The sequence below is a fragment of the Roseovarius sp. AK1035 genome, from assembly GCF_003288315.1.
In the GTDB taxonomy this organism is placed as follows: domain Bacteria; phylum Pseudomonadota; class Alphaproteobacteria; order Rhodobacterales; family Rhodobacteraceae; genus Roseovarius; species Roseovarius mucosus_A.
Map to the genome: position 1 here is coordinate 622,272 of NZ_CP030099.1, position 21,124 is coordinate 643,395.

The 21,124-nt window shown below is 61.9% G+C and carries 14 protein-coding genes; 5 read left to right on the forward strand and 9 right to left on the reverse strand.

The window, feature by feature from the left end:
* Positions 1-20: 20 nt before the first annotated feature.
* The 4 genes from RAK1035_RS03025 to RAK1035_RS03040 all read right to left on the reverse strand — a co-directional run bounded on the left by RAK1035_RS03025 (position 21) and on the right by RAK1035_RS03040 (position 6,385).
* Positions 21-1,385, reverse strand: coding sequence for a CmpA/NrtA family ABC transporter substrate-binding protein (locus RAK1035_RS03025; protein ID WP_008279439.1), 1,365 nt, complete (start codon positions 1,383-1,385; stop codon positions 21-23).
* 249 nt (positions 1,386-1,634) lie between these two features.
* On the reverse strand, positions 1,635-2,804 hold the full coding sequence (locus RAK1035_RS03030) for a CmpA/NrtA family ABC transporter substrate-binding protein (protein WP_008279441.1): 1,170 nt from the start codon (positions 2,802-2,804) through the stop codon (positions 1,635-1,637).
* Entirely contained in the window at positions 2,801-3,376 is a 576-nt protein-coding gene (locus tag RAK1035_RS03035) for an ANTAR domain-containing response regulator (protein ID WP_008279442.1), read from the reverse strand. Before RAK1035_RS03035 ends, RAK1035_RS03030 begins: the two co-directional genes overlap by 4 nt.
* A gap of 291 nt (positions 3,377-3,667) precedes the next feature.
* A complete protein-coding gene (locus tag RAK1035_RS03040; RefSeq protein WP_008279443.1) occupies positions 3,668-6,385 on the reverse strand; it encodes an HAD-IC family P-type ATPase in 2,718 nt (905 codons plus the stop codon).
* 393 nt (positions 6,386-6,778) lie between these two features.
* Here RAK1035_RS03040 and RAK1035_RS03045 point away from each other — a divergent pair, with 393 nt between their 5' ends.
* Positions 6,779-8,617 (forward strand): PHA/PHB synthase family protein, encoded by a 1,839-nt coding sequence (locus RAK1035_RS03045; protein ID WP_008279444.1) that lies wholly within the window; start codon positions 6,779-6,781, stop codon positions 8,615-8,617.
* Positions 8,618-8,867: 250 nt separating this feature from the next.
* The gene (locus RAK1035_RS03050) at positions 8,868-9,839 is read left to right on the forward strand and encodes a pyridoxal-phosphate dependent enzyme (protein ID WP_050775718.1); all 972 of its coding nucleotides are present in this window, start codon (positions 8,868-8,870) and stop codon (positions 9,837-9,839) included.
* Positions 9,840-9,941: 102 nt separating this feature from the next.
* Here RAK1035_RS03050 and RAK1035_RS03055 read toward each other — a convergent pair whose 3' ends face one another.
* Entirely contained in the window at positions 9,942-12,218 is a 2,277-nt protein-coding gene (locus RAK1035_RS03055; RefSeq protein ID WP_037296973.1) for an adenosylcobalamin-dependent ribonucleoside-diphosphate reductase, read from the reverse strand.
* A 91-nt stretch (positions 12,219-12,309) separates the two neighbouring features.
* Here RAK1035_RS03055 and RAK1035_RS03060 point away from each other — a divergent pair, with 91 nt between their 5' ends.
* Positions 12,310-12,735, forward strand: coding sequence for a DUF1489 family protein (locus RAK1035_RS03060; RefSeq protein WP_008279447.1), 426 nt, complete (start codon positions 12,310-12,312; stop codon positions 12,733-12,735).
* Between the two features lie 408 nt (positions 12,736-13,143).
* Complete coding sequence (locus RAK1035_RS03065; protein ID WP_008279448.1) at positions 13,144-13,737, forward strand: outer membrane protein; 594 nt, start codon at positions 13,144-13,146, stop codon at positions 13,735-13,737.
* A gap of 45 nt (positions 13,738-13,782) precedes the next feature.
* On the opposite strand, the gene hisG is transcribed toward RAK1035_RS03065, so the two are convergent.
* From hisG to hisS, 3 genes are read right to left on the reverse strand one after another with little or no spacing between them, the layout of a single operon-like run.
* Complete coding sequence (gene hisG / locus RAK1035_RS03070) at positions 13,783-14,478, reverse strand: ATP phosphoribosyltransferase (RefSeq protein ID WP_008279449.1); 696 nt, start codon at positions 14,476-14,478, stop codon at positions 13,783-13,785.
* Entirely contained in the window at positions 14,475-15,560 is a 1,086-nt protein-coding gene (locus tag RAK1035_RS03075; RefSeq protein ID WP_008279450.1) for an ATP phosphoribosyltransferase regulatory subunit, read from the reverse strand. Before RAK1035_RS03075 ends, hisG begins: the two co-directional genes overlap by 4 nt.
* Positions 15,560-17,092: a histidine--tRNA ligase gene (gene hisS / locus RAK1035_RS03080; RefSeq protein WP_037296763.1), complete on the reverse strand. Its 1,533-nt coding sequence runs from the start codon at positions 17,090-17,092 to the stop codon at positions 15,560-15,562. The genes RAK1035_RS03075 and hisS overlap by 1 nt, the downstream gene beginning before the upstream one ends.
* Positions 17,093-17,213: 121 nt before the next feature.
* On the opposite strand from hisS, the gene RAK1035_RS03085 reads away from it, so the two are divergent.
* Positions 17,214-17,408: a SlyX family protein gene (locus tag RAK1035_RS03085; RefSeq protein WP_008279452.1), complete on the forward strand. Its 195-nt coding sequence runs from the start codon at positions 17,214-17,216 to the stop codon at positions 17,406-17,408.
* A gap of 61 nt (positions 17,409-17,469) precedes the next feature.
* Here RAK1035_RS03085 and dnaE read toward each other — a convergent pair whose 3' ends face one another.
* Positions 17,470-20,970 (reverse strand): DNA polymerase III subunit alpha, encoded by a 3,501-nt coding sequence (gene dnaE, locus RAK1035_RS03090; RefSeq protein ID WP_008279453.1) that lies wholly within the window; start codon positions 20,968-20,970, stop codon positions 17,470-17,472.
* Between the last annotated feature and the right edge of the window lie 154 nt (positions 20,971-21,124).

Consider the following 21,124-nt stretch of genomic DNA (forward strand, 5'->3'; position numbering starts at 1 on the left):
TCCTTGCCAATGGCGGGGCCTCAGCCCTGCACCTCGTTGCCCACAACGGTTTGATCGCCCTTGAGGCCAATTGGCAGGCTGTCGATATAGGCGTTGGGCGCGCGGCCATCGAAGGGGATGCCGTCTATCGCGTGATCCACCACATCGCGGAACCCGTCATTGCCAAAGGGGAAAGCATCGGCAGGCACCACGCCATCCTCGACCAGCGATTGCGCTGCGGCCTCGAAAAGATCGGTGCGGAATACGCTGCGCGCCGTTTCGACATACCAGTCGTCGGTTTGCGCCTGCGTGATCTGGCCCCACCGGCGCATCTGGGTCAGATACCAGACGGCATCAGAGGCGAAGGGATAGTTGGCATTGTAGCGGAAGAACACGTTGAAGTCGGGCACCGGCCGCACGTCTCCCTGTTCATATTCAAAGGTGCCGGTCATGGAGTTGCGCAGCACCGCCACATCCGCGCCGACATAGGTTGGGCGGCTGATGATCTGCACCGCCTCTTCGCGGTTGGCATTGTCATTTTCATCCAGCCAGAGCGCGGCGCGGATCAAGGCACGGGTCAGGGCACGCACGGTGTTGGGGTTGTCCTGAACAAAGTCGGCACGCAGGCCAAGCACCTTTTCGGCACGCATCGGGAACACATCAAGATCGGTGGCCACTGGCACGCCAATGCCCATGGCAACGGCCTGCTGGTTCCACGGCTCGCCCACGGTATAGCCCGAGATGGTGCCCGCCTCGAGAGTGGCGGGCATCTGGGGCGGTGGTGTCACGGACAAGAGCGCCTCGGCGTTGATCTGGCCCGAGATGTTGTCGGCGCTGTAGAAACCGGGATGGATACCGCCTGCGGCAAGCCAGTAGCGCAGTTCGAAATTATGGGTCGAGACCGGAAAGACCATGCCCATGTTGAACGGGCGGCCCTGATCGGCAAAAGCCTCAAGCGCCGGGCGCAGCGCGCTGGCGGAAATGGGGTGAAGGGGCTTGCCCTCGGCATCCGACGGAATGGCGGGGCGCATGAGATCCCAAACCTCGTTCGAGACCGTTGTCGCGTTGCCGTTCAGGTCCATCACGAAGGGGGTGACGATATGCGCCTGAGTGCCAAAACCGATGGTCGCCGCCAAGGGCTGACCCGCCAGCATATGCGCGCCGTGCAGGTTGCCGTCGATCACCCCGTCAAGCAGCACCTTCCAATTGGCCTGTGCCTCGAGGGTGACAAACAGGCCTTCGTCCTCGAAATAGCCCTTTTCATAGGCGATGGCGAGCGGGGCCATATCGGTGAGTTTGATGAACCCGAGGGTCAGATCCTCGATTTCGGGCAGGGTATCGGCACGCAGCGATGTGGCGGCAAGAGCGGCGATCAGGGTGGTCGATGTAATGAGCTTGCGGATCATGAAGGTCTCCTCTGGCGATGGCCCGGAACACCGGGTTGAAAACGAAAAAGCCGCCGACCTCGTTTGCGCAGAATGCGCAAGCAGGTCAGGCGGCTATGCCCATGGGGGTCCTTCATTGGACCCTGATTTAACGAATCGGCATCCTTGCCAACCCGTCCCTATGATGTGGCAAGACGGGCGCTGCATTGCAGCAAAAAAGCGCGCGGCGGCCCTGCGTTTTTCTGCGCGAGCGCTTTGATGCCTAAAAAATCATCCGAATTTCTGGCCGGAGTCGAAAATCTGCCCATCGAAAAATACATCGGGCGTGAGGATCATTTCCCCCTGTTCAGAGGCGACGGCGGTCGGGTGAAGCAGGCTGCCTTCCAGCTTTTCAGAGGCACCGGGCAGGTCTGCGCCGGCGGATCGCAGGTTCAGCCGATAGAGATCGGTCCGACAAATCGCCTTGGCGGCGGCAAGGCTGAGGCTGCGATCAAACCCGTGGCGCGCCGCCATCTGGTCGGCGAACCAAGCCGCTTGGGACCGCCAAGGAAAGCTGGCCGCGCCATCGAAGAAGCGGATCATATCCGGCACGCGGCGCAATTCGCCCTGTGGGGAAATCACCATCTCGCCCCTCAGGGCGCGATCCAGCAGTTCGGCGGGGGCGTTTACATATTCGGACCGTGCCAGAATTTCAGAGGCGATGGCGCGGTTTTCGGGCAGGCAGAGCCACCGCGCCGCGCGCCAGATCGCGCGCATCAGCCGCCCCGTCAGAGAGGGATTCTCGCATACCCAGTCATGGCGGGCGGCCAATACCTTTTCCGGGGCGACCGCCCATATCGCGCGGCTGGGCAACAAAAGCGTGCCAGCGCCCTGCTCGACCGCGACAGAGCCCCACGGCTCTCCGACACAGAAGGCGTCGATTTCGCCAGCGGCGAGTGCTTCGGCCATGCGCGGCGGCGGAATGGTATTCAGCGCGAATTCCAGACCAGCATCCCGCAGCCAGTATCGGACAAGTTCGACATGGGTCGAGAAGGGAAACGGCACACCGATCCGCAAGACGCCGTTCGCCGCCAGAGCGAGATCGCGCGCCGCGCACGCCGCGTCGGCAAAGCCGAAATCATGGCCCGTGGCGCGCAGCCGATCAGAAAGCGCCTGCGAAACCCCGATCACATCGCCGTTCAGGGAGAGAACCTGAAGGATATCCAGCCGTTCCACAGCGCCGCCCAACCCCAAGGCCATCGCCACCGGCAAGGGGGCCAGCATATGCGCCGCATCCACCTGGCCCCAGAGCAACAGATCACGCAGGCTGGACCATGATGGCGCGCGGCGCAGGTCAAAGGCCAGCCCCTCTGCTGCGGCAAATCCCATTTCATGCGCGATGACAATCGGGGCCATATCCAGAAGCGGAACAAAACCAATCCGCAGCACGGCAAGGGTCATGAGAGCAACCCCGCCGCTGTGACCAGCGCGCTGGCCACTTCGGCCACCTTGCGGCCTTGATCCATCGCGGTCTTGCGCAAGAGCGCATAGGCCTCTTCTTCGGTCAGGCCGCGCGCTTTCATCAAGATACCCTTGGCACGGTCGATCAGCTTGCGCTCTTCCAGCGCGCGGCGGGTGGTTTCCAGCTCCCTCCGCATGCGACGGAACATCTGGAAACGGGCAATGGCGGCGTCCATCACAGAGGCCACACGCTCGGGCTGCAACCCGTCCACGACATAGGCCGATACGCCAGCCTCGATCGCCTGTTTCGTCAAATCCCTATCCGTGCGGTCAACAAAAAAGGCGACAGGCCGCTCCATCGGACCAGAGGCAAGGGCCATTTCCTCGAGCGTGTCGCGCGATGGGTTGGACATGTCTATCAGCACGATATCGGGGGCAATATCAGATACACGCCGGGAGAGGCCTGCCGGTTCGGCAATGACCGTCACCTGGTGGCCAAGCGGTTGCAGGCTGTCGATCACCAGTTTGGCGCGGGTTTCGTCTGGCTCTACAATAACGATGTGAAGTTTCATGCCCTGCGCTCGCTGCCGTGCCCCGTTGGAGGTCATGGGCGGTGGGCAAGTGCAATCGCTTTTGGCGGGATACCCATCGCACCGGGCCGGACCATCGCCCGTTTCGCGTGCTTCGCAGGCAAACCGCCTATAAGGCAGGCAGAACTGCAAAGCCGGGCGATGAGCCCTTGTTCGGCGGAGTGCCGGGCAATCCCACCACGGATTTTATGGCCCGTCAGAGGATCGCGTTACGCCCGGCGCGCTGTGGGATCTGCACGATTGTCTTAGATGTATCTGAAGCGCCTAGGCGGTTCAGACGTGCCGATCTGGCTTGAGTGGCAAGACGGCAAGCCTCATCTGCTTTTCTGTTTCTATCAGCGCAAAGAAAGCGATCCCGATCACAAGGATCAGCATCCCGTCGAAGAGGGGCACGGCCTGGGTGCCGAGGATCGCCTGAAACGGCGGCAGGTAGGTGATTGCGACCTGGGCCACAGTGACGGCGGCAACGCAGGCCCAGACAATCGGTGTGCCCTTTGCTGCGGCCCAAGTGAGGGAGGTGCCATAGATGTTGCGGATGAAGAACAGGTAGAAAATCTGAAGCACAACGAGGGTGTTCATCGCGATGGTCTGGGCGAGAGGAACCGGATACCCCCTGTCAGTTGCATAGAAATACATCCCGAAAACCGCCATCGAGATCAGAGTTGAGATTAGGGCGATCTGCCAGATCAGCGTACCGGTCAAAAGCGGCGCCCCGCGTGGGCGGGGTGGGCGGCGCATGGTGCCGGGCTCTGACGGCTCAAACGCGAGCGCCAGACCAAGGGTGACGCCGGTGATGAGGTTGACCCAGAGGATTTGCACAGCCGTGATCGGCAGGGCCATCCCGGCAAACAAGGCCACGATGATCGTCATCGCCTCGCCCGCATTTGTGGGCAGCGTCCAGCTAATGACCTTTTTGATATTGTCGTAAACGGTCCGGCCCTCGCGCACTGCGGCGGCGATGGAGGCGAAATTGTCATCCGCCAGAACCAGATCGGCGGCTTCCTTTGCGGCTTCGCTGCCTTTGAGGCCCATGGCGATCCCGGCATCTGCGCGCTTGAGGGCGGGGGCATCGTTTACCCCATCGCCGGTCATGGCCACGGCCAGGCCGCGCGCCTGCAACGCGGTAACGAGGCGCAGCTTGTCCGCAGGAGAGGTGCGGGCAAAGATATCGGTCGCAAGCGCCGCCTCGGCAAGCTCTGCGTCATCCATCGCCGCAAGATCAGCGCCGGTCAGCACGCGCGCGCTGTTTCTGAGCCCGATCATTCCGCCAATGGCGCGGGCCGTCGCGGCATGATCGCCGGTGATCATCTTGACGCGGATTCCGGCAGCATGACATTCGGCAACCGCTGCGATGGCCTCGGGTCGGGGGGGATCCACAAGCCCGACGAGACCAATCAGGGTGAGATGCCCGTCAAGGCCCAAGGAGGTGAGGCCAGTCTGCGTGACGGGGGCGGTGCCTGTGGCAACGGCAATCACGCGCTGCCCTTCTGAGGCGAGTTCTTCGATCCTGGCGTGCCAATAGGCACGGTCGAGCGGCTCTGTCTTGTGTTCGGCTATGCGCTGGTCGGCGCAAAGGCCCAACACCGCCTCGGGGGCGCCTTTGACATGAATCCACAAGCGGCCCTCTGGATCACGATCAAGCGTCGCCATGTAGCGATGCGCCGCATCGAAGGGGATCGCATCACTGCGCTTCCAGTCTTGAAAGGATCTGTGACCCTGACCTGTGATCTTGCCGGCCAAGGCCGACAAGGCGCCCTCCATCGGATCCCCCTCAACGTGCCACGCATCGCCATGGGGGTGCAGCATGGCATCGTTGCAAAGTGCTGCCACGCGGGCAAAGTCCTGCAAAACCATCTGGTCGGCGGGGGCTGTATCGGCATCAGGCCCGCGCAATGCGCCGTGCGGGGCATAGCCGGTGCCACTGACCTTGACCACGTGCCCTGCCGGGGCAAGCGCCACCACCATCATTTCGTTGCGCGTGAGCGTGCCGGTCTTGTCCGAGCAGATCACAGACACTGACCCCAGCGTTTCAATCGCAGGCAAGCGGCGGATGATTGCATTGCGCCGCGCCATCGCCGTTACACCGACGGCAAGCGTGATCGTGAGGACGGCGGGCAGGCCTTCGGGAATGGCCGCAACAGAGAGGCCGACAATCGCCATGAAGAATTCGCGAAATGGCAGATGCCCCACGAAATATCCGTAAGCCAGCAGCGCGGCGGCCACCATGAGGATGAATACCGAAAGCCAACGCGCGAACAGATCCATCTGCGTCACGAGTGGGGTGGTCAGCGTCTCGATGCTGCCCAACATGCCACTGATCCGACCAATCTGGCTGTGCCCACCGGTAGCCGTGACCACACCGCGCCCCGTGCCCGATGCGATGAACGTGCCGGAAAACAGCATCGACGATTGATCGCCAAGCGGCGCATCTTGGGGCACCGGCGCTATTGTCTTGTCGGTGGGCACGGATTCGCCCGTAAGGATCGCCTCTTCGGCCTTGAGGCCGCGCGCCTCGATCAGCCGGAGATCGGCAGGCACCCGATCACCCGCCTCGATCAGCACGATGTCGCCCGGCACCAGATCAGCGGCGTCGATACTGAGCCTTTGACCATCGCGCAGAACGGCGCAGTTCGGTGCAAGCATCTTGCGAAGTGCCGCCATCGCCTGTTCGGCCCGGCCTTCTTGAAGAAAGCCGATGAGGGCATTGACCAGAACCACAGCAAGGATCACCCCGGTATCGACCCAATGCCCCAAGGCCGCCGTCACCATCGCAGAGGCAAGGAGAACGTAGATCAGCACGTTGTGGAAATGGCCGAGGAACCGCAGGATCGGATTGCGCTTGGGCGGCTCTGGCAGACGGTTTGGGCCATGGGCCGCCAGACGGCGAGCGGCGTCTTGTGATCCCAGCCCGTCGCGCGTGACATCGAGCGCGGCAAGGGCGCTTTCGGGGGATGTTGCGTGCATGGCGGCTGTTTGACGCGCGTCGTTCATCCTGCTCTCCTTGACGTGGTTAAAACTGCGGCGGGGACGCGCGTGCCGTCCAGGGTGACGTGAGAGTTTTGCCGAAGCGTTTGTGCCATTCTCATGAAAACTTGGTCATGCCCCCGACGCGCAACTCTCGAATGGTTAAACTTGGGGCAACATCTGCCAGCATAGTTCACCAGATCGGAGGCGTATTTGATTCATGTCAGGGGCATTCCCCGCGAATAGGAGGATACTTGGCCCATGAGTGGTCTTTCGCCCTGATGGCCCGGCAGCGTGTGCCTGCGTGCCTTGGCTACCTTGGGCGGTGCGCGCAGGACTGCGCGCGAGACTGTAGCCGGTGAGCATCAGACGAACACGCGCATTGAGTTGCCCCCTCAGATCACAGGAGAGCATTGCAGCATGGCCCACACCCCCAGCCGAAGCCAGAAACCGCGCTCCAAGACTGACGCGGCAGAGCGCCTGCCCTTGGTCGTGCCCTTGGTGCAAACACCTGCAGAAGAGCCATCCCACGCAAGCCGCGATCCACATCCCCACGCGGCCCTTGACCGAAGCGCCATGGCCAGTCTTGCGCAATTCACCGGTGGGCTGTCGCCACACGCGATGATTGACGCCTGGAGCGACTGGGCCATGCATCTGGGCCGGGCGCCGGGGCGGCAATTGGAACTGATGGAACGGTGGCGGGCCAATGCGTTGAAGCTGATGCAATTTGCCTCCGCGCAGGCGTTGGATCAGCCTGCGGAAAAGCCATTCAAGCCGGGGCCCTATGATACGCGCTGGTCACATCAAGGCTGGGACAAGCCGCCCTTTTCCCTCTGGCAGCAGGGGTTTCTGGCCACGCAAGACTGGTGGCATGCGGCAACATCAGAGCTGCGCGGGTTGCGCCGACAGAATGCGGATCGCACCGGCTTTATGATGCGACAGCTTCTTGATACGGTGTCGCCTTCCAATTTCCCATTGGGCAATCCGGAAATTCTGGAAAAGACACGGGCGACAGGCGGGCGCAACTTGATTGACGGGGCTGCGCGCTGTGCTGACGACGCCCGGCATATTCTGGCGCAGGAGCATCGGCCTGTGCCGAAAGAGTTTGCGCTTGGCAAGGTTCTGGCCTGCACGCCGGGTGCCGTGGTCTATCGCAACGACCTGATGGAGTTGATCCAGTATTCGCCCACCACATCCGACGTGCAGGCCGAACCAGTGCTGATCGTGCCGGCATGGATCATGAAATACTATATTCTCGATCTCTCGCCCGAGAATTCCTTGGTCCGGTGGCTGGTTGGACAGGGATTCACTGTCTTTTGTATCTCGTGGCGTAATCCGGGAGCGGAAGACGCGGACCTGTCGCTAGAGGCGTATCGCAAGCAAGGCGTCATGCAGGCGCTGGACGTCATCAACGACATCGTGCCGGGGCAAAAGGTGCATGCCAACGGCTATTGCCTTGGTGGGACGCTGCTGGCTATCGCGGCGGCGGCAATGGCGCGCGACGGTGAGGACCGATTGGCATCGGTCACCCTGATGGCGGCCCAGGTAGATTTCGCCGAAGCGGGCGAATTGCTGCTTTTTCTCGACGAAAGTCAGGTCGCCTTTCTGGAGGATCTGATGTGGTCGCAGGGCTATCTGGACCGGCCGCAGATGTCGGGGGCCTTTGCCGCGATCCGGTCTGAGGATTTGATCTGGTCGCGCGCGGTGCGGCGGTATTTCCTCGGAGAGCCGGACTTGCCCACCGATGTCACCGTTTGGGTCAATGACACCACCCGGATGCCAGCCCGGATGCATTCGGAATATCTACGCGGCATTTTTCTGGAGAACCGCATCTCGGCGGGGCGATTTGCCGTGGATGGCAAGGTTATCGCGCTCAAGGATATCTCGGGGCCGGTCTTTGTCATTGGCACCGAGACCGATCATATCGCACCTTGGCGCTCCGTCTACAAAACAGCGCTCTTTACCGATTGCGACCTGCATTTCCTGTTGACCAAAGGGGGCCATAACAGCGGCATCCTGTCAGAGCCGGGGCATAGAGGGCGGCACTATCGGATCGGCCATCGCCCGGCGCTGGCGCTTTACCGCGATCCCGATACATGGTTGGCGGCGCATGATCCTGTGCCCGGATCATGGTGGCCCGAATGGTCAAAATGGCTGGCACGCCAAAGCAGCGGCACCGTTCCGGCGCGCCAGCCCGGCACAGATCCGAACTATCCCAGCATCACGACAGCACCGGGGACATATATCCACCGGACCTGAGGCCGTGCAGGGGCGTAGCCGGGTTTGAAAAGAACGGGACCGCCGCGACGCGGTGCCCCGCAATCTCTCTGGCGCTGTCGTGGTGCCTGCGGCGGCGCTGGAAAATCAACGGCGACACAGCACGCCTTGACTGTAGCTTCGCCATGAATTCATGGTTTCAATGGCGGGGCCTGCGCGTTGCATGCCGTCGGCGTAAATGCGCAGCCGCATCGGCCCTGCCCCGGCCAGTAATGTCAAAGGAAAGCCCTGAATGCGTCTTTCGGTCAATGTCTACCAACAGGCGGCGCGATCCGTCGAAATCCGACAGAGAATTCGCGCGGCAATCCACGAGACGCCTTGTGTTTTCTCTCGAGGTGGGTCGAACGATCAGTCGCGCTTGGCCTATAAATGCGAAAATCTGCAAAGAACCGGGTCGTTCAAATTTCGCGGGGCCATGGCCAAACTGACCACACTGCCCACGGACACACCGGTGATCACAGCCTCGTCGGGCAATCATGGGCTGGCCGTTGCCACGGCGGCGCAGATGACAGGCCATGCGCTGACGGTTGTGCTGCCAGAAACCGTGGCACAGGAAAAACTGTCGCGCATTCAGGCGCTTGGCGTGCGCACGATCCTGCATTCAAACGATTCCGGCCTTGCTGAACGACACGCGAGGGAGATGGCCGACGCAGAGGGGATCACCTATGTGTCGCCCTATAACGACGCCGATGTCATCGCCGGACAGGGCACCATCGGGCTTGAATTGATTGACCAATTGCCAGAGCTTGACACCGTTTACATCGCTATGGGCGGGGGTGGTCTTATTTCCGGCATTGGCTGCGTGCTGAAAGCCTACGCGCCGCGAACGCGTATCGTGGGGGTCAGCGCCGTGAATTCCTCGGCTTTTGCCACGAGCCTGCGTGCCGGTCATCCTGTCGAAGTGGACCACAAGCCAACGCTTGCCGATGGTGTCGCCGGTGGTTTCGACGCGGATACGATCACCCTGCCGCTTGCCGCTGAAGTGGTCGATGACATGATCGACTGCACCGAAGCGGAAATCGCCGCAGGCATCGAGCAGATCGCATGGACCGAGAAGATGCTGGTCGAGGGTTCGGCGGCATTGGCCTTGGCGGCTTGGACAAAAGACACGGGCCGACGCGGAACAGGACCAAGCGTGGTCTTGCTGTGTGGCGCGAATTTCGATCGGGCCGCACTCGCGCCGATCCTGAGAGGCGACGCGTGAGATAAGGCTGATGGACCTTAGGGGCTAGAAATTGCGCCAGATCATGCAGTGAAACCGTTTCGGCGTTTCAACGAAAAACCGAAACGATGTCACCGTGCCGCCTTAGGCACATTTGCTGTGTCCGCAGCTTGCACAGGTCATGCAACCCTCGATCATGCGCATGTCGTATTGGCCGCAGGCGGGGCAGGCGGGGGATTTGCGGGGGCTGTCCTGACCTGCGACCTGCGCATGCGGGTCCTCTTTGAGGCCCATACCTTCGCCCGCCAGAAACCCGATCTGGACCATGTGCTGTTCGAGCACGCCGCCGATGGCGGCCAGAATGCTGGGCACGTATTTGCCCTGCATCCAAGCGCCGCCCCGCGGGTCGAACACGGCTTTGAGCTCTTCCACCACAAAGGACACATCGCCCCCACGCCGGAACACCGCCGAGATCATGCGGGTCAGGGCCACCGTCCAGGCATAATGCTCCATGTTCTTGGAGTTGATGAACACCTCGAAGGGCCGCCGATGCCCGCCCAGAACGATGTCATTGACGGTGACATAGATCGCATGGTTGCTGTCGGGCCATTTCAGCTTGTAGGTGGCACCCTCCAGCTCTTTGGGGCGGTCGAGCGGTTCGGACATATAGACCACCTCGCCGCCGGTTGCAGGGACATCGCCCCGCGTTTCACCCGGGGCCTTGTCCGTGGTCTCGGACACGCTCAGGACGCTGCCTGTCACCGCATTGGGCCGATAGGTGGTGCAGCCTTTGCACCCCAAATCCCAAGCCTGAAGATAGACATTCTTGAACGCCTCAAAGGAGATGTCCTCGGGGCAGTTGATGGTTTTCGAGATGCTGCTATCCACCCATTTCTGCGCCGCCGCCTGCATCTTGACGTGATCCTCGGGCGGCAGGGTCTGGGCGTTGACGAAATGCTCGGGCAGAGGCGCATCGCCCATCCGGTCACGCCACATCTGCACGGCGTAATCTATCACCTCTTCTTCGGTGCGGCTGCCATCCTTTTGCAGCACCTTGCGGGTGTAGCTATAGGCAAAGACAGGCTCGATTCCGCTGCTGACATTGCCCGCATAAAGGCTGATGGTGCCGGTGGGCGCGATGCTGGTCAGAAGCGCGTTGCGAATGCCATGTTCGGCCACGGCGGCGCGCACATCGGCATCCATCGTCTGCATCGTGCCAGAGGCCAGATAGGCGTCGCGGTCAAAGAGCGGGAACGCGCCCTTTTCGCGGGCCAAGTCAACGCTTGCAAGATAGGCCGCCCGCGCGATGGCATGCAACCACGCCTCGGTCTGTTGCACGGCGGCGTCTGATCCATAGCGCAGCCCGACCATCAAGAGCGCATCGGCAAGCCCCGTCACGCCCAGCCCGATCCGCCGTTTGGCCTGCGCCTCGGCGGCCTGCGCAGGTAAGGGAAAACCGCTGACATCCACGACATTGTCCATCATGCGCACAGCCACGCGCACCAGATCGTCAAGTGCGGCCTCATCCACCCGCGCGCCCGCTGCAAACGGCTCTGCCACCAACCGCGCCAGATTGATCGAGCCCAAGAGGCAGGCACCATAGGGCGGCAGGGGCTGTTCGCCGCATGGGTTGGTCGCCGCAATCGTTTCGCAATAGGCCAGATTGTTGGCCGCGTTGATGCGGTCGATAAAGATCACGCCCGGTTCGGCATAATCATAGGTGGCCTGCATGATCCGGTTCCACAGATCCCGCGCTTGCACGGTATGATAGACCTTGCCGCCAAACTGAAGGTCCCACGGGCCGTCAGCCTTGACCGCCTCCATGAAAGCATCGGTGATCAAGACCGACAGGTTGAACATCCGCAGCCGCGCCGGATCGGATTTCGCGGCGATGAAGGCCTCGATATCTGGATGGTCACAGCGCATTGTGGCCATCATCGCACCGCGCCTGCTGCCTGCCGACATGATCGTGCGGCACATCGCGTCCCACACATCCATAAAGCTGAGTGGGCCGCTTGCATCCGCCGACACGCCCTTGACCTCGGCCCCCTTGGGCCGGATCGTGCTGAAATCATAGCCAATGCCGCCGCCCTGCTGCATGGTCAACGCCGCCTCGCGCAGCCCGTCAAAGATGCCGCCCATATCGTCAGGCACGGTGCCCATGACGAAACAGTTAAAGAGCGTCACCTTGCGTGCGGTGCCAGCCCCGGCGGTGATCCGACCTGCGGGCAGGAATTTGAAATCCTCAAGCGCGTGATAGAACCGCTCTTCCCAGAGCGCCGGCTCTGCCTCGGCCACTGCCAAAGCGCGCGCGATCCGCCGCCAGCTGTCCTCGACACTTGCATCGCCAGCGTCCCCATTCCGGAACCGGTATTTCATGTTCCATATCTGTTCGGAAATCGGGGCGGCAAATCGGGTCACGGCGGTCTCCATCCACGGGCAGAGAACCACAATAGCTTGAAGCTGCCGGTATTTCCACTACCCTATCTGCCCGGATGGGAGATTCTTTATCGTGGCCTTGCACCTGATCAAACTGAGCGTCGGCACCACCTCTATCGAGGATCTGGAGGAGTGGCATAAAGACCCCCGCGCCAAAGGGCCGGACGGCCTGCCGCGCCACGTCACCCGCATGTGGCCCAAGCGCGAAGGCGAATTGTTGGACGGTGGCTCGATCTATTGGGTCATTCAGGGGCTGGTGCAATGCCGCCAACCGATCCTGCGGCTGGATGAGGTGACTGGTGGTGACGGCATCCGCCGCTGTGCCATCGTGCTTGAACCGGGATTGATCCGCACCGCCACAGCGCAAAAGCGCCCCTTTCAAGGCTGGCGGTATTTGCCCGGTTCTGATGCGCCGCCCGACCTTGGATCAGCGCGCGCCAAGGATGATACGCTTCCGCCTGCCCTCTCGGCCGCTCTGGCGGATATTGGCGTTCTGTGAGCGGATGCGCCATGGCGCTGACGGGGTAAGAACACCCTGACAACCGGCGCGCCGTCTGCGCTTGAACTTGCGGATCGGTGTGGGTAACGCTGAGCGCAAACCCAACACAAATGCCGCTGTCCAACGCCACTGCGCGCGAAAAACCATGCGCCCTGCGCTTCAACTCTCCTGAGGCAGTTTTCGCCATAGGGTTGCGCATTTCACACGGCGACTTGCGAAAATCCGCCGAAAAAAGTATATTCTGGGCATTTCCCTGCCACTCACGGGTGTGTGATCGAAATGGCTGGGTCAGGTGCTTGTCTTGATGGGACGGTCGCCCGATATATCCAGCAACGGTGCGAACCGTGTGTCGAAGGGGCGATCCTCCTCCCCGACCTGAGCGACATAAACTGACTGAAAGGAAACAAGATGCTGAAAACAACCACAGCGCTGATGACCGCAACCGCCCTGATGGCCGCCCCTGCCTTTGCTGGCAATGTGCAAGAGCCAACGCCGGAGCCGGTGATCGCAGCCCCGGTTGCACCGCCGGCACCTGTTGGCCCGAATTGGACTGGCTTTTACGCGGGTGGCCAGCTTGGCTATGGCGATGTTGACACCGGCGCTGCTGGCGTGGACGGAGACGGCCTGATCGGCGGTCTGATCGCCGGGTATGATTACGACTATGGCAACAACTGGGTTGTTGGTCTGGGTCTCGATTACGACTTTGCTGATATTGACCTTGGGGCCGCTGCTTCGCTGGAAGACGTGTTTCGGATCAAATCGCGTCTCGGTTACAAGGTCGGCAACGGCCTGCTTTACGGCACCGGCGGGTATGCTTGGGCCGACACCGACACGCTTGGTGATGACAACGGCTATTTCTTCGGCGCGGGCTATGAGCATATGATCAGCCAGAACCTGTCTCTGGGCGGTGAAGTGCTCTATCACAAGTTCGAAAATTTCGGCACCGCTGGTGTTGATGTCGATGCCACCACGGTACAGGCGCGGGCTGCTTTCCGCTTCTGATAAGGCGCAAGCAGTGGGGTGGTCCTAACGGACCGCCCCATTTTTTTATTCCAGATCAAGCCTTTGCTTCAGCGCCTTGAGCGTAAGCCTATCGGCAGGCTCCATCGGGGCCACCCGCGATTTGAAAAGCGTTGCCTGAGATTTCAGGATTAACCCATCCTCCAACACCTTGAGATGATTGGCCCGCAGCGTATCGCCGGTTGAGGTGATATCGGCAATCGCCTCGGCGGTTTCGTTCTTGACCGTGCCTTCGGTGGCACCCTGACTGTCCATCAGTTGATAATCCGCAACGCCATTCTCGCGGAGGAAATCCCGCACCAATCGGTGATATTTGGTGGCGATGCGCATGCGGAACCCATGCTTGAGCCGGAATGCCGCAGCGGCGGCATCAAGATCGTCAAGATGGCTGACATCCACCCAGCAACGTGGCACCGCCAGCACCAGATCGGCCTGCCCAAAGCCCAGTTCCGCCAGCTCTGCCACCTGATTTTGCCACTGCCCCAGCTTTTCGCGGATCAGGTCGGTGCCAGTCACACCCAGATGGATGCGCCCGGCGGCCAATTCACGCGGGATTTCCCCGGCGGAGAGCAGGATCAGTTCGACGTTGTCGATGCCCTGCACAAAACCCGCATATTCACGCTCGGATCCCGAGCGCCCCAGCGTGATCCCGTGCTTGGCGAACCAATCAAAGGTTTTCTCCATCAGCCGCCCTTTGGACGGCACCCCCAGTTTCAGGGTCATGTCGCACCCCCAAGGCCCAGCACCAGACCGGGCCGGATCACGCCGCCCACCGCCGGAATTTCCCGCCCCCGCCCCAACTGTCGGGTTAGCGCATCATAGCGCCCGCCGGTGGCAATGGGCGGCAGGTCGGGACGGCTCTCGGCATAAAAGCCAAAGACGAAGCCATCGTAATATTCCATCTGCGTGCGCCCATAGCTGGCCTCGAAATCCAGTTTGGTGATGTCGAGCCCGCGTTCGGACATCGCCGAAAGACGTCGTGCCAGACGGTCCACCGCGCCATGAATGGCGGGCATGTCCACGGCGATATCGCGCAACCGTTCCAGCGCGTTGTCGCTGGTTTCGCGCACCGCGAGGATGGCATCCAGCAACTGCACCTCAGAGGTGGAAATCGGCCCTGCCTCTGCGTCTTCACGCAGCGCGGTGATCCGGCCTGCGATTTCATCCGGGCCACGCAGCCCTATCAGGGGCTCGGCCCCCGCCATCGGGTCTGCCATCGCCAAAAGGGCGGCCCGTGCCTCAGGGACCACGGCGCGCCCCGAAAACCGGTCAATCAACGCGCGAAACCGCCGGGGCCGCCAGATATGCCGCCGCAGTGCGGCCTTGCGGCGCTCGGTCGTGCGCAGCCCCTCAACGGCCGCCATCAGGATGCCGATATCCCCCGTCGCCGCACGCAGGCCAAGCGGGCGCAGAATGTCAAAGAACATTGCGAAAACCTCTGCATCCGCCGCCTCTGGTGCGGCGCGTTCAAAGATTTCAAACCCCACTTGGGTGTATTCGTTGGCGCGCTGCGCATCCTCTTCCTGACGGCGAAACACCTCGCCGGAATAGGTATAGCGGGCAGGTTCCGCGCCATGTTCCATATGCATCTGCACCACCGGCACGGTGAAATCGGGGCGCAGCATCTGTTCGCCGCGCAAGGCATCCGACGTCACATAGGCGCGTGCGCGGATATCCTCGCCGTATAGGTCCAAGAGCACTTCGGCGGGTTGCAACACAGAGGTTTCCACCGGCAGCGCGCCTGCCGCCTCAAAGAGCGCCCGCAAGCGCGCAGCCTCGGCCCGGATCGCGGCACGTTCCGGCATCAGCTTTGCTCCGCGAGGATGTCTCGGACTTTGTCCACAAGTGCGGCGCGCGGCACCTCATATTGGCTGGGCCGTTCTTTCCATTCTTCAACCGTCGCATTTTCGGCGATCTGCGCCCCAAGGATCAGGTCCTTGATCTGCACCACGCCCTTGGCAAACTCGTCGCCGCCACAGATCACCGCGATAGGGCTGCCGCGCCGGTCGGCGTATTTCATCTGATTGCCAAAGTTCTTGGGGTTGCCAAGGTAGACTTCGGCGCGAATGCCCGCTTGGCGCAACTCACCGACCATCGCCTGATAGTCGGCCATCCGGTCGCGGTCCATCACGGTGACAACCACCGGGCCACGCTCTGCGCTGCCGATCTTGCCCTTGGCATGCAGCGCGGCAAGCAGGCGATCCACGCCGATGCTGACCCCGACGGCGGGCACCTGCTGCCCGGTGAAGCGCGCGACAAGATCATCATAGCGCCCACCGCCCGCCACGCTGCCGAATTGGCGCGGGCGGCCTTTTTCATCAAGGATTTCAAAGGTCAATTCCGCCTCGAACACCGGGCCGGTATAGTAGCCGAGGCCACGCACGACAGAAGGGTCAATGACGATCCGGTCAGGGCCATAACCTTGGGCGGCAACCATCTCGGATATCGCTTCTAGATCGTTCACTCCCTCGAGGCCTACGAACGAACCGTGCACTAGCTCTCTGAGATAGTCGAGCGCGTTAGCAGTGGTGTTGGCTTGGCCGCCCATGGCAACCTCATAGTCCCCCAAGTCACCGATCACTTCATCATTACCGTATAGAAACGACATTATGCGCTGCTTCTGCTCATCCGCAAGGTTAGCGCCTTGGGTAAAGTCACCACTCGCGTCTCGCCTTCCAGAACCAAGGAGTTGCTCGACCCCCTCAAAGCCAAGGCGATCGAGCTTATCTATTGCTCGTAGCACAACCCCACGCGCGAATTCGCTCTCGTCACCCGATAGACCAGCAACCTCCAACACTCCGTTCAGAACCTTACGGTTATTCACGCGAACTACGTAATCCCCACGCTCTATTCCCACTGCCTCAAGCGCATCGGCCAACATCATGCAAATCTCGGCATCCGCTGCCATTGAGGCCGTGCCCACCGTATCTGCATCGCATTGATAGAACTGGCGAAACCGCCCTGGGCCCGGCTTTTCATTGCGCCAGACAGGCCCCATCGCATAGCGCCGATAGGGTGTCGGCAGATCGTTGCGGTGTTGGGCATAAACGCGGGCCAAGGGCGCGGTCAGGTCATAGCGCAGCGCCAGCCATTTCTCGTCTTCATCCTGCCAGGCAAAGACCCCCTCATTGGGCCGGTCGACATCGGGCAGAAACTTGCCCAGCGCCTCGACCGTCTCGACCGCGCTCGATTCCAGCGCGTCAAAGCCATAGCGATGATAGACCCCGGCAATCGCGTTCAGCATCGCGGCGCGCGTCGTCACCTCGGCGCCGAAATAATCGCGGAACCCTTTGGGCGTTTCGGCCTTGGGGCGGGGCTCTTTTTTGGGCTTGGCCATGGCATGCGTCCTTGCGGCAACTCTTGCGGCATCTGTCGTGGCGCGGTCTAGCCCAAGGGCCGCGCCGGGGCAAGGCGGCTGCGCGATTGACCGCAGGCGCATCCGCGCGTAATCCCATGCCATGACCGAGATCGAAGAAAAACTGGCCCACCTGATCCGCACGGTCGATGACCTGTCGGATGTTATCGCGCGCCAAGACCGCGAGCTTGACCGCCTGCGCACCCGAGTCGAGATGCTGCTCGCGCGCGAAGCGGCCCGGCACGGCGAGAGCGATGGTGGCGTGATCCTTGGCGACGAGCGCCCGCCGCATTACTGACACGGGGTTATCTTACAACCAGAGGTCCCGGGGCAGGCCCGGGACGACTGCGAAGACGTCGTCAGATTTCCTCGACCATCACCACGCCGGTCAGGCTCTTGATCGCGCCCTTGATCTGTGGCGTCACGGGATATTCCGCGCCGCTGTCAATCTCGACCTCGCCGAGCAGGCCCGCGCCCATCAGGCAGAAATGGATCGGGCCGGGGCGCGCACCGCGCGCCGCTTGGCTGGCCCCTTGCAGCACCGCAGCAACCGATCCGATTGCCCCCGGCTGATCCACAAAGATCCGCAGGCCCACCGCGCCCGCCCCGGCCACCATCCCGTCAATCGGCTGCACCGCGCGGCAGAGCAGTTTCAACTGATCCGCCTCCAGCGTCGCCTCGGCGGTGATCACCACCTGCGCGCCAGTTTCCAGAAATTCGCGGCATTTCTCGAGCGTGTCGGAAAACAATGTCACCTCGTAGCCGCCGGTCGTATCGCTGAGCTGCGCAAAGGCAAAGCGGTTGCCACGTGCCGATTTCCGCTCTTGCCGCCCGGCCACGACCCCGGCCATCTTGACCAGCGCCGGGCCGCGTTCGGCCTGTGCTGTCACCTCGTCCAGCGTTTTCACATCCTGACGCCGCAACACGGTCATATAATCGTCAAGCGGATGCCCCGAGAGGTAGAACCCAACAGCCTTGAATTCCTCGGTCAGCCGCTCGGCGGGCAGCCAATCATCAACCGGGGCCAATCGCGGCTCGGGCAGGTCATCGCCCGCCTCGCCAAAGAGCGAGACCTGACTGGAATTCTTTTGCTCATGGATCGCCGCTGAATAGCTCATCAGCGCCTCGATGCTCTCGAACACGCGGCGGCGGTTGCGGTCCAGCGCGTCAAACGCCCCGGCGCGGGCCAGCATTTCCAGCGGGCGCTTGCCCACCCGCTTGAGATCGACCCGCTGCGCCACATCATAGAGCGTGGCAAAGGGCCGGTTGCCCCGCCCCACGGTGATCAGCTTCATCGCCTCGACGCCCACGTTCTTGAGCGCGCCCAGCGCATAGTGCAGCACGCCGCCCTGCACATCGAACGTCGCCTCAGAGCGATTGACGCAAGGCGCGGCCCAAGGCAGGCTCAGCCCCTTTTTCACCTCTTGGAAATAGACCGCCAGCTTATCCGTGAGGTGAATATCGCAATTCATCACCCCAGCCATGAATTCGACCGGGTGATTGGCCTTGAGCCAGGCGGTTTGATAGCTGACCACCGCATAGGCCGCCGCGTGGGATTTGTTGAAGCCGTAGTTGGCGAATTTCTCGAGCAGGTCAAAGACCTCGCTGGCCTTTTTCTTGTCGACACCATTTTCCATGGCGCCTTTCTCGAATTTCGGGCGCTCCTTGGCCATTTCTTCGGCGATTTTCTTGCCCATGGCGCGGCGCAACAGGTCAGCACCGCCCAAGGAATAGCCCGCCATCACCTGCGCGATTTGCATCACCTGTTCCTGATAGACGATGATGCCTTGGGTTTCCTCTAGGATATGGTCAATCGAGGGGTGAATCGACTCGAGCTCACGCAGGCCGTTCTTCACCTCGCAATAGGTCGGGATATTCTCCATCGGGCCGGGACGGTAGAGCGCCACAAGCGCCACGATATCCTCGATGCAGGTGGGTTTCATGCGCTTGAGCGCATCCATCATGCCGCTCGATTCCACCTGGAACACGGCGACTGTCTTGGCACTCGCATAGAGCCTATAGGATTTCTCGTCATCGAGCGGGATCGCCCCGATGTCATACTCAAACCCCTCGGGGGGATCATAGAGCACGGTGCCATCCGCCGCCACATTCAGCGGGCGGCCCGCCTTGCGGATCATGTCGACCGCGTTCTGAATGACCGTCAGCGTCTTGAGGCCGAGAAAGTCAAACTTGACCAGCCCCGCCTGTTCCACCCATTTCATGTTGAACTGGGTTGCGGGCATATCGGAGCGCGGGTCTTGGTAGACAGGCACGAGCGCATCAAGCGGCCGGTCGCCGATCACCACCCCGGCGGCATGGGTCGAGGCATTGCGCAACAGCCCCTCAACCTGTTGCGCATAGGTCAAAAGCCGATCCACGACCTCTTCATTCTTGGCCTCTTCGCGCAGGCGCGGCTCGTCGGCCAGCGCCTTTTCGATGCTCACCGGCTTGACGCCTTCGACCGGGATCATCTTGGACAGGCGGTCCACCTGCCCATAGGGCATTTGCAACACGCGCCCGATGTCACGCACAGCCGCCTTGGACAAGAGCGCGCCAAAGGTGATGATCTGGCCCACCCGGTCACGGCCATATTTCTCTTGCACATATTGGATCACCTCCTCGCGGCGATCCATGCAAAAGTCGATGTCAAAGTCGGGCATGCTGACCCGCTCTGGGTTCAGGAACCGTTCAAAAAGCAGGCTGTAGCGCAGCGGATCAAGATCGGTGATGGTCAGCGCATAGGCCACCAGACTGCCCGCCCCCGAGCCACGCCCCGGCCCCACCGGAATATCGTGATCCTTGGCCCATTTGATGAAATCGGCCACGATCAGAAAATAGCCGGGAAAGCCCATACCCTCGATGATGCCCAGCTCGAATTCGAGGCGCTTGTCATAGTCTTCCACCGGCGCGGCATGGGGGATAACCGCCAGGCGCGCGGCAAGCCCCGCCCGCGCCTGACGGCGCAGTTCCTCAACCTCGTCATCCGCGAATTTCGGCAAGATCGGATTGCGCTTATAGGCCCCAAAGGCGCAGCGGCGCGCGATTTCGACCGTGTTTTCCAGTGCCTCGGGCAAATCGGCAAAAAGCGCGGCCATCTCTTCTTGGCTTTTGAAATAGTGCTGCGGGGTCAGGCGGCGGCGCGGCGCGCTTTGATCGACATAGGCCCCCTCGGCCACGCAGAGCATGGCATCATGCGCCTCATACATATCGGATTTGGGAAAGTAGACATCGTTGGTCGCCACCAGCGGCAGGCCCATGGCATAGGCCATCTCAATCAGACCACGCTCGGTCAGGCGCTCGGCCTCGGGCGCGCCCCCGTCACCGGGATGACGCTGCAATTCGACATAGAGCCGGTCGCCAAACGCCTGCGCCAGACGCTGCATCAACGCCTCCGCCGCCGGGCGCTGCCCCCCCTGCAAGAGCCGACCCACCGGCCCATCCGGCCCACCCGTCAGGCAGATCACCCCCTCGGCATGATGCGCCAACTCGGTCAGCGTCACATGCGGCAGGCTGCCATCGCCCCGCAGATAAAGGCACGAGTTGAGCTTCATCAGGTTCTCATACCCGCACTCACTCTGCGCCAAGAGGACGAGGGGCGCGGGCGGCTTCGCGCGCTCTCCGGGTGCCAGGCTGAGATAGGCCAGATCGACCTGACAGCCCATGATCGGCTGCACGCCCGCGCCCTGCGCGCTCACGGAAAACTCTAGCGCGGCAAACATGTTGTTGGTGTCGGTCACGGCGACGGCGGGCATGCCTGCGGCCACGCAGAGGCCGGGCAGCTTCTTGAGCCGCATCGCCCCCTCCAGCAGGGAATATTCGGTATGCACCCGCAGGTGAATGAATCGGGGATCAGCGCTCATATCCGCACCCTAGCCCCGGTTGCGGCTGAACAAAAGACTTGCCAAACCGCCTGCCCCCGGCTTTCATCGGGTCACGATAGGCAAAGCCCGCCACCTTCTACGCCGCATCGAAGGTCAGGCACGCGAGGGCAGGCATGGTAACGCGGCGGGCAGC

Bases quoted from the DNA above. Each gene is read 5' to 3' on its own strand.
- RAK1035_RS03075 (WP_008279450.1), bottom strand. From the start codon at position 15,560: ATGCCGGAACGTGCCGCGATCCGGGCCGAGGCTGCGCGCTTGCGGGCG.
- RAK1035_RS03035 (WP_008279442.1), bottom strand. From the start codon at position 3,376: ATGAAACTTCACATCGTTATTGTAGAGCCAGACGAAACCCGCGCCAAA.
- RAK1035_RS03040 (WP_008279443.1), bottom strand. From the start codon at position 6,385: ATGAACGACGCGCGTCAAACAGCCGCCATGCACGCAACATCCCCCGAA.
- RAK1035_RS03065 (WP_008279448.1), top strand. From the start codon at position 13,144: ATGCTGAAAACAACCACAGCGCTGATGACCGCAACCGCCCTGATGGCC.
- hisG (WP_008279449.1), bottom strand. From the start codon at position 14,478: ATGACCCTGAAACTGGGGGTGCCGTCCAAAGGGCGGCTGATGGAGAAA.
- RAK1035_RS03030 (WP_008279441.1), bottom strand. From the start codon at position 2,804: ATGACCCTTGCCGTGCTGCGGATTGGTTTTGTTCCGCTTCTGGATATG.
- RAK1035_RS03050 (WP_050775718.1), top strand. From the start codon at position 8,868: ATGCGTCTTTCGGTCAATGTCTACCAACAGGCGGCGCGATCCGTCGAA.
- RAK1035_RS03085 (WP_008279452.1), top strand. From the start codon at position 17,214: ATGACCGAGATCGAAGAAAAACTGGCCCACCTGATCCGCACGGTCGAT.
- dnaE (WP_008279453.1), bottom strand. From the start codon at position 20,970: ATGAGCGCTGATCCCCGATTCATTCACCTGCGGGTGCATACCGAATAT.
- hisS (WP_037296763.1), bottom strand. From the start codon at position 17,092: ATGGCCAAGCCCAAAAAAGAGCCCCGCCCCAAGGCCGAAACGCCCAAA.
- RAK1035_RS03045 (WP_008279444.1), top strand. From the start codon at position 6,779: ATGGCCCACACCCCCAGCCGAAGCCAGAAACCGCGCTCCAAGACTGAC.
- RAK1035_RS03025 (WP_008279439.1), bottom strand. From the start codon at position 1,385: ATGATCCGCAAGCTCATTACATCGACCACCCTGATCGCCGCTCTTGCC.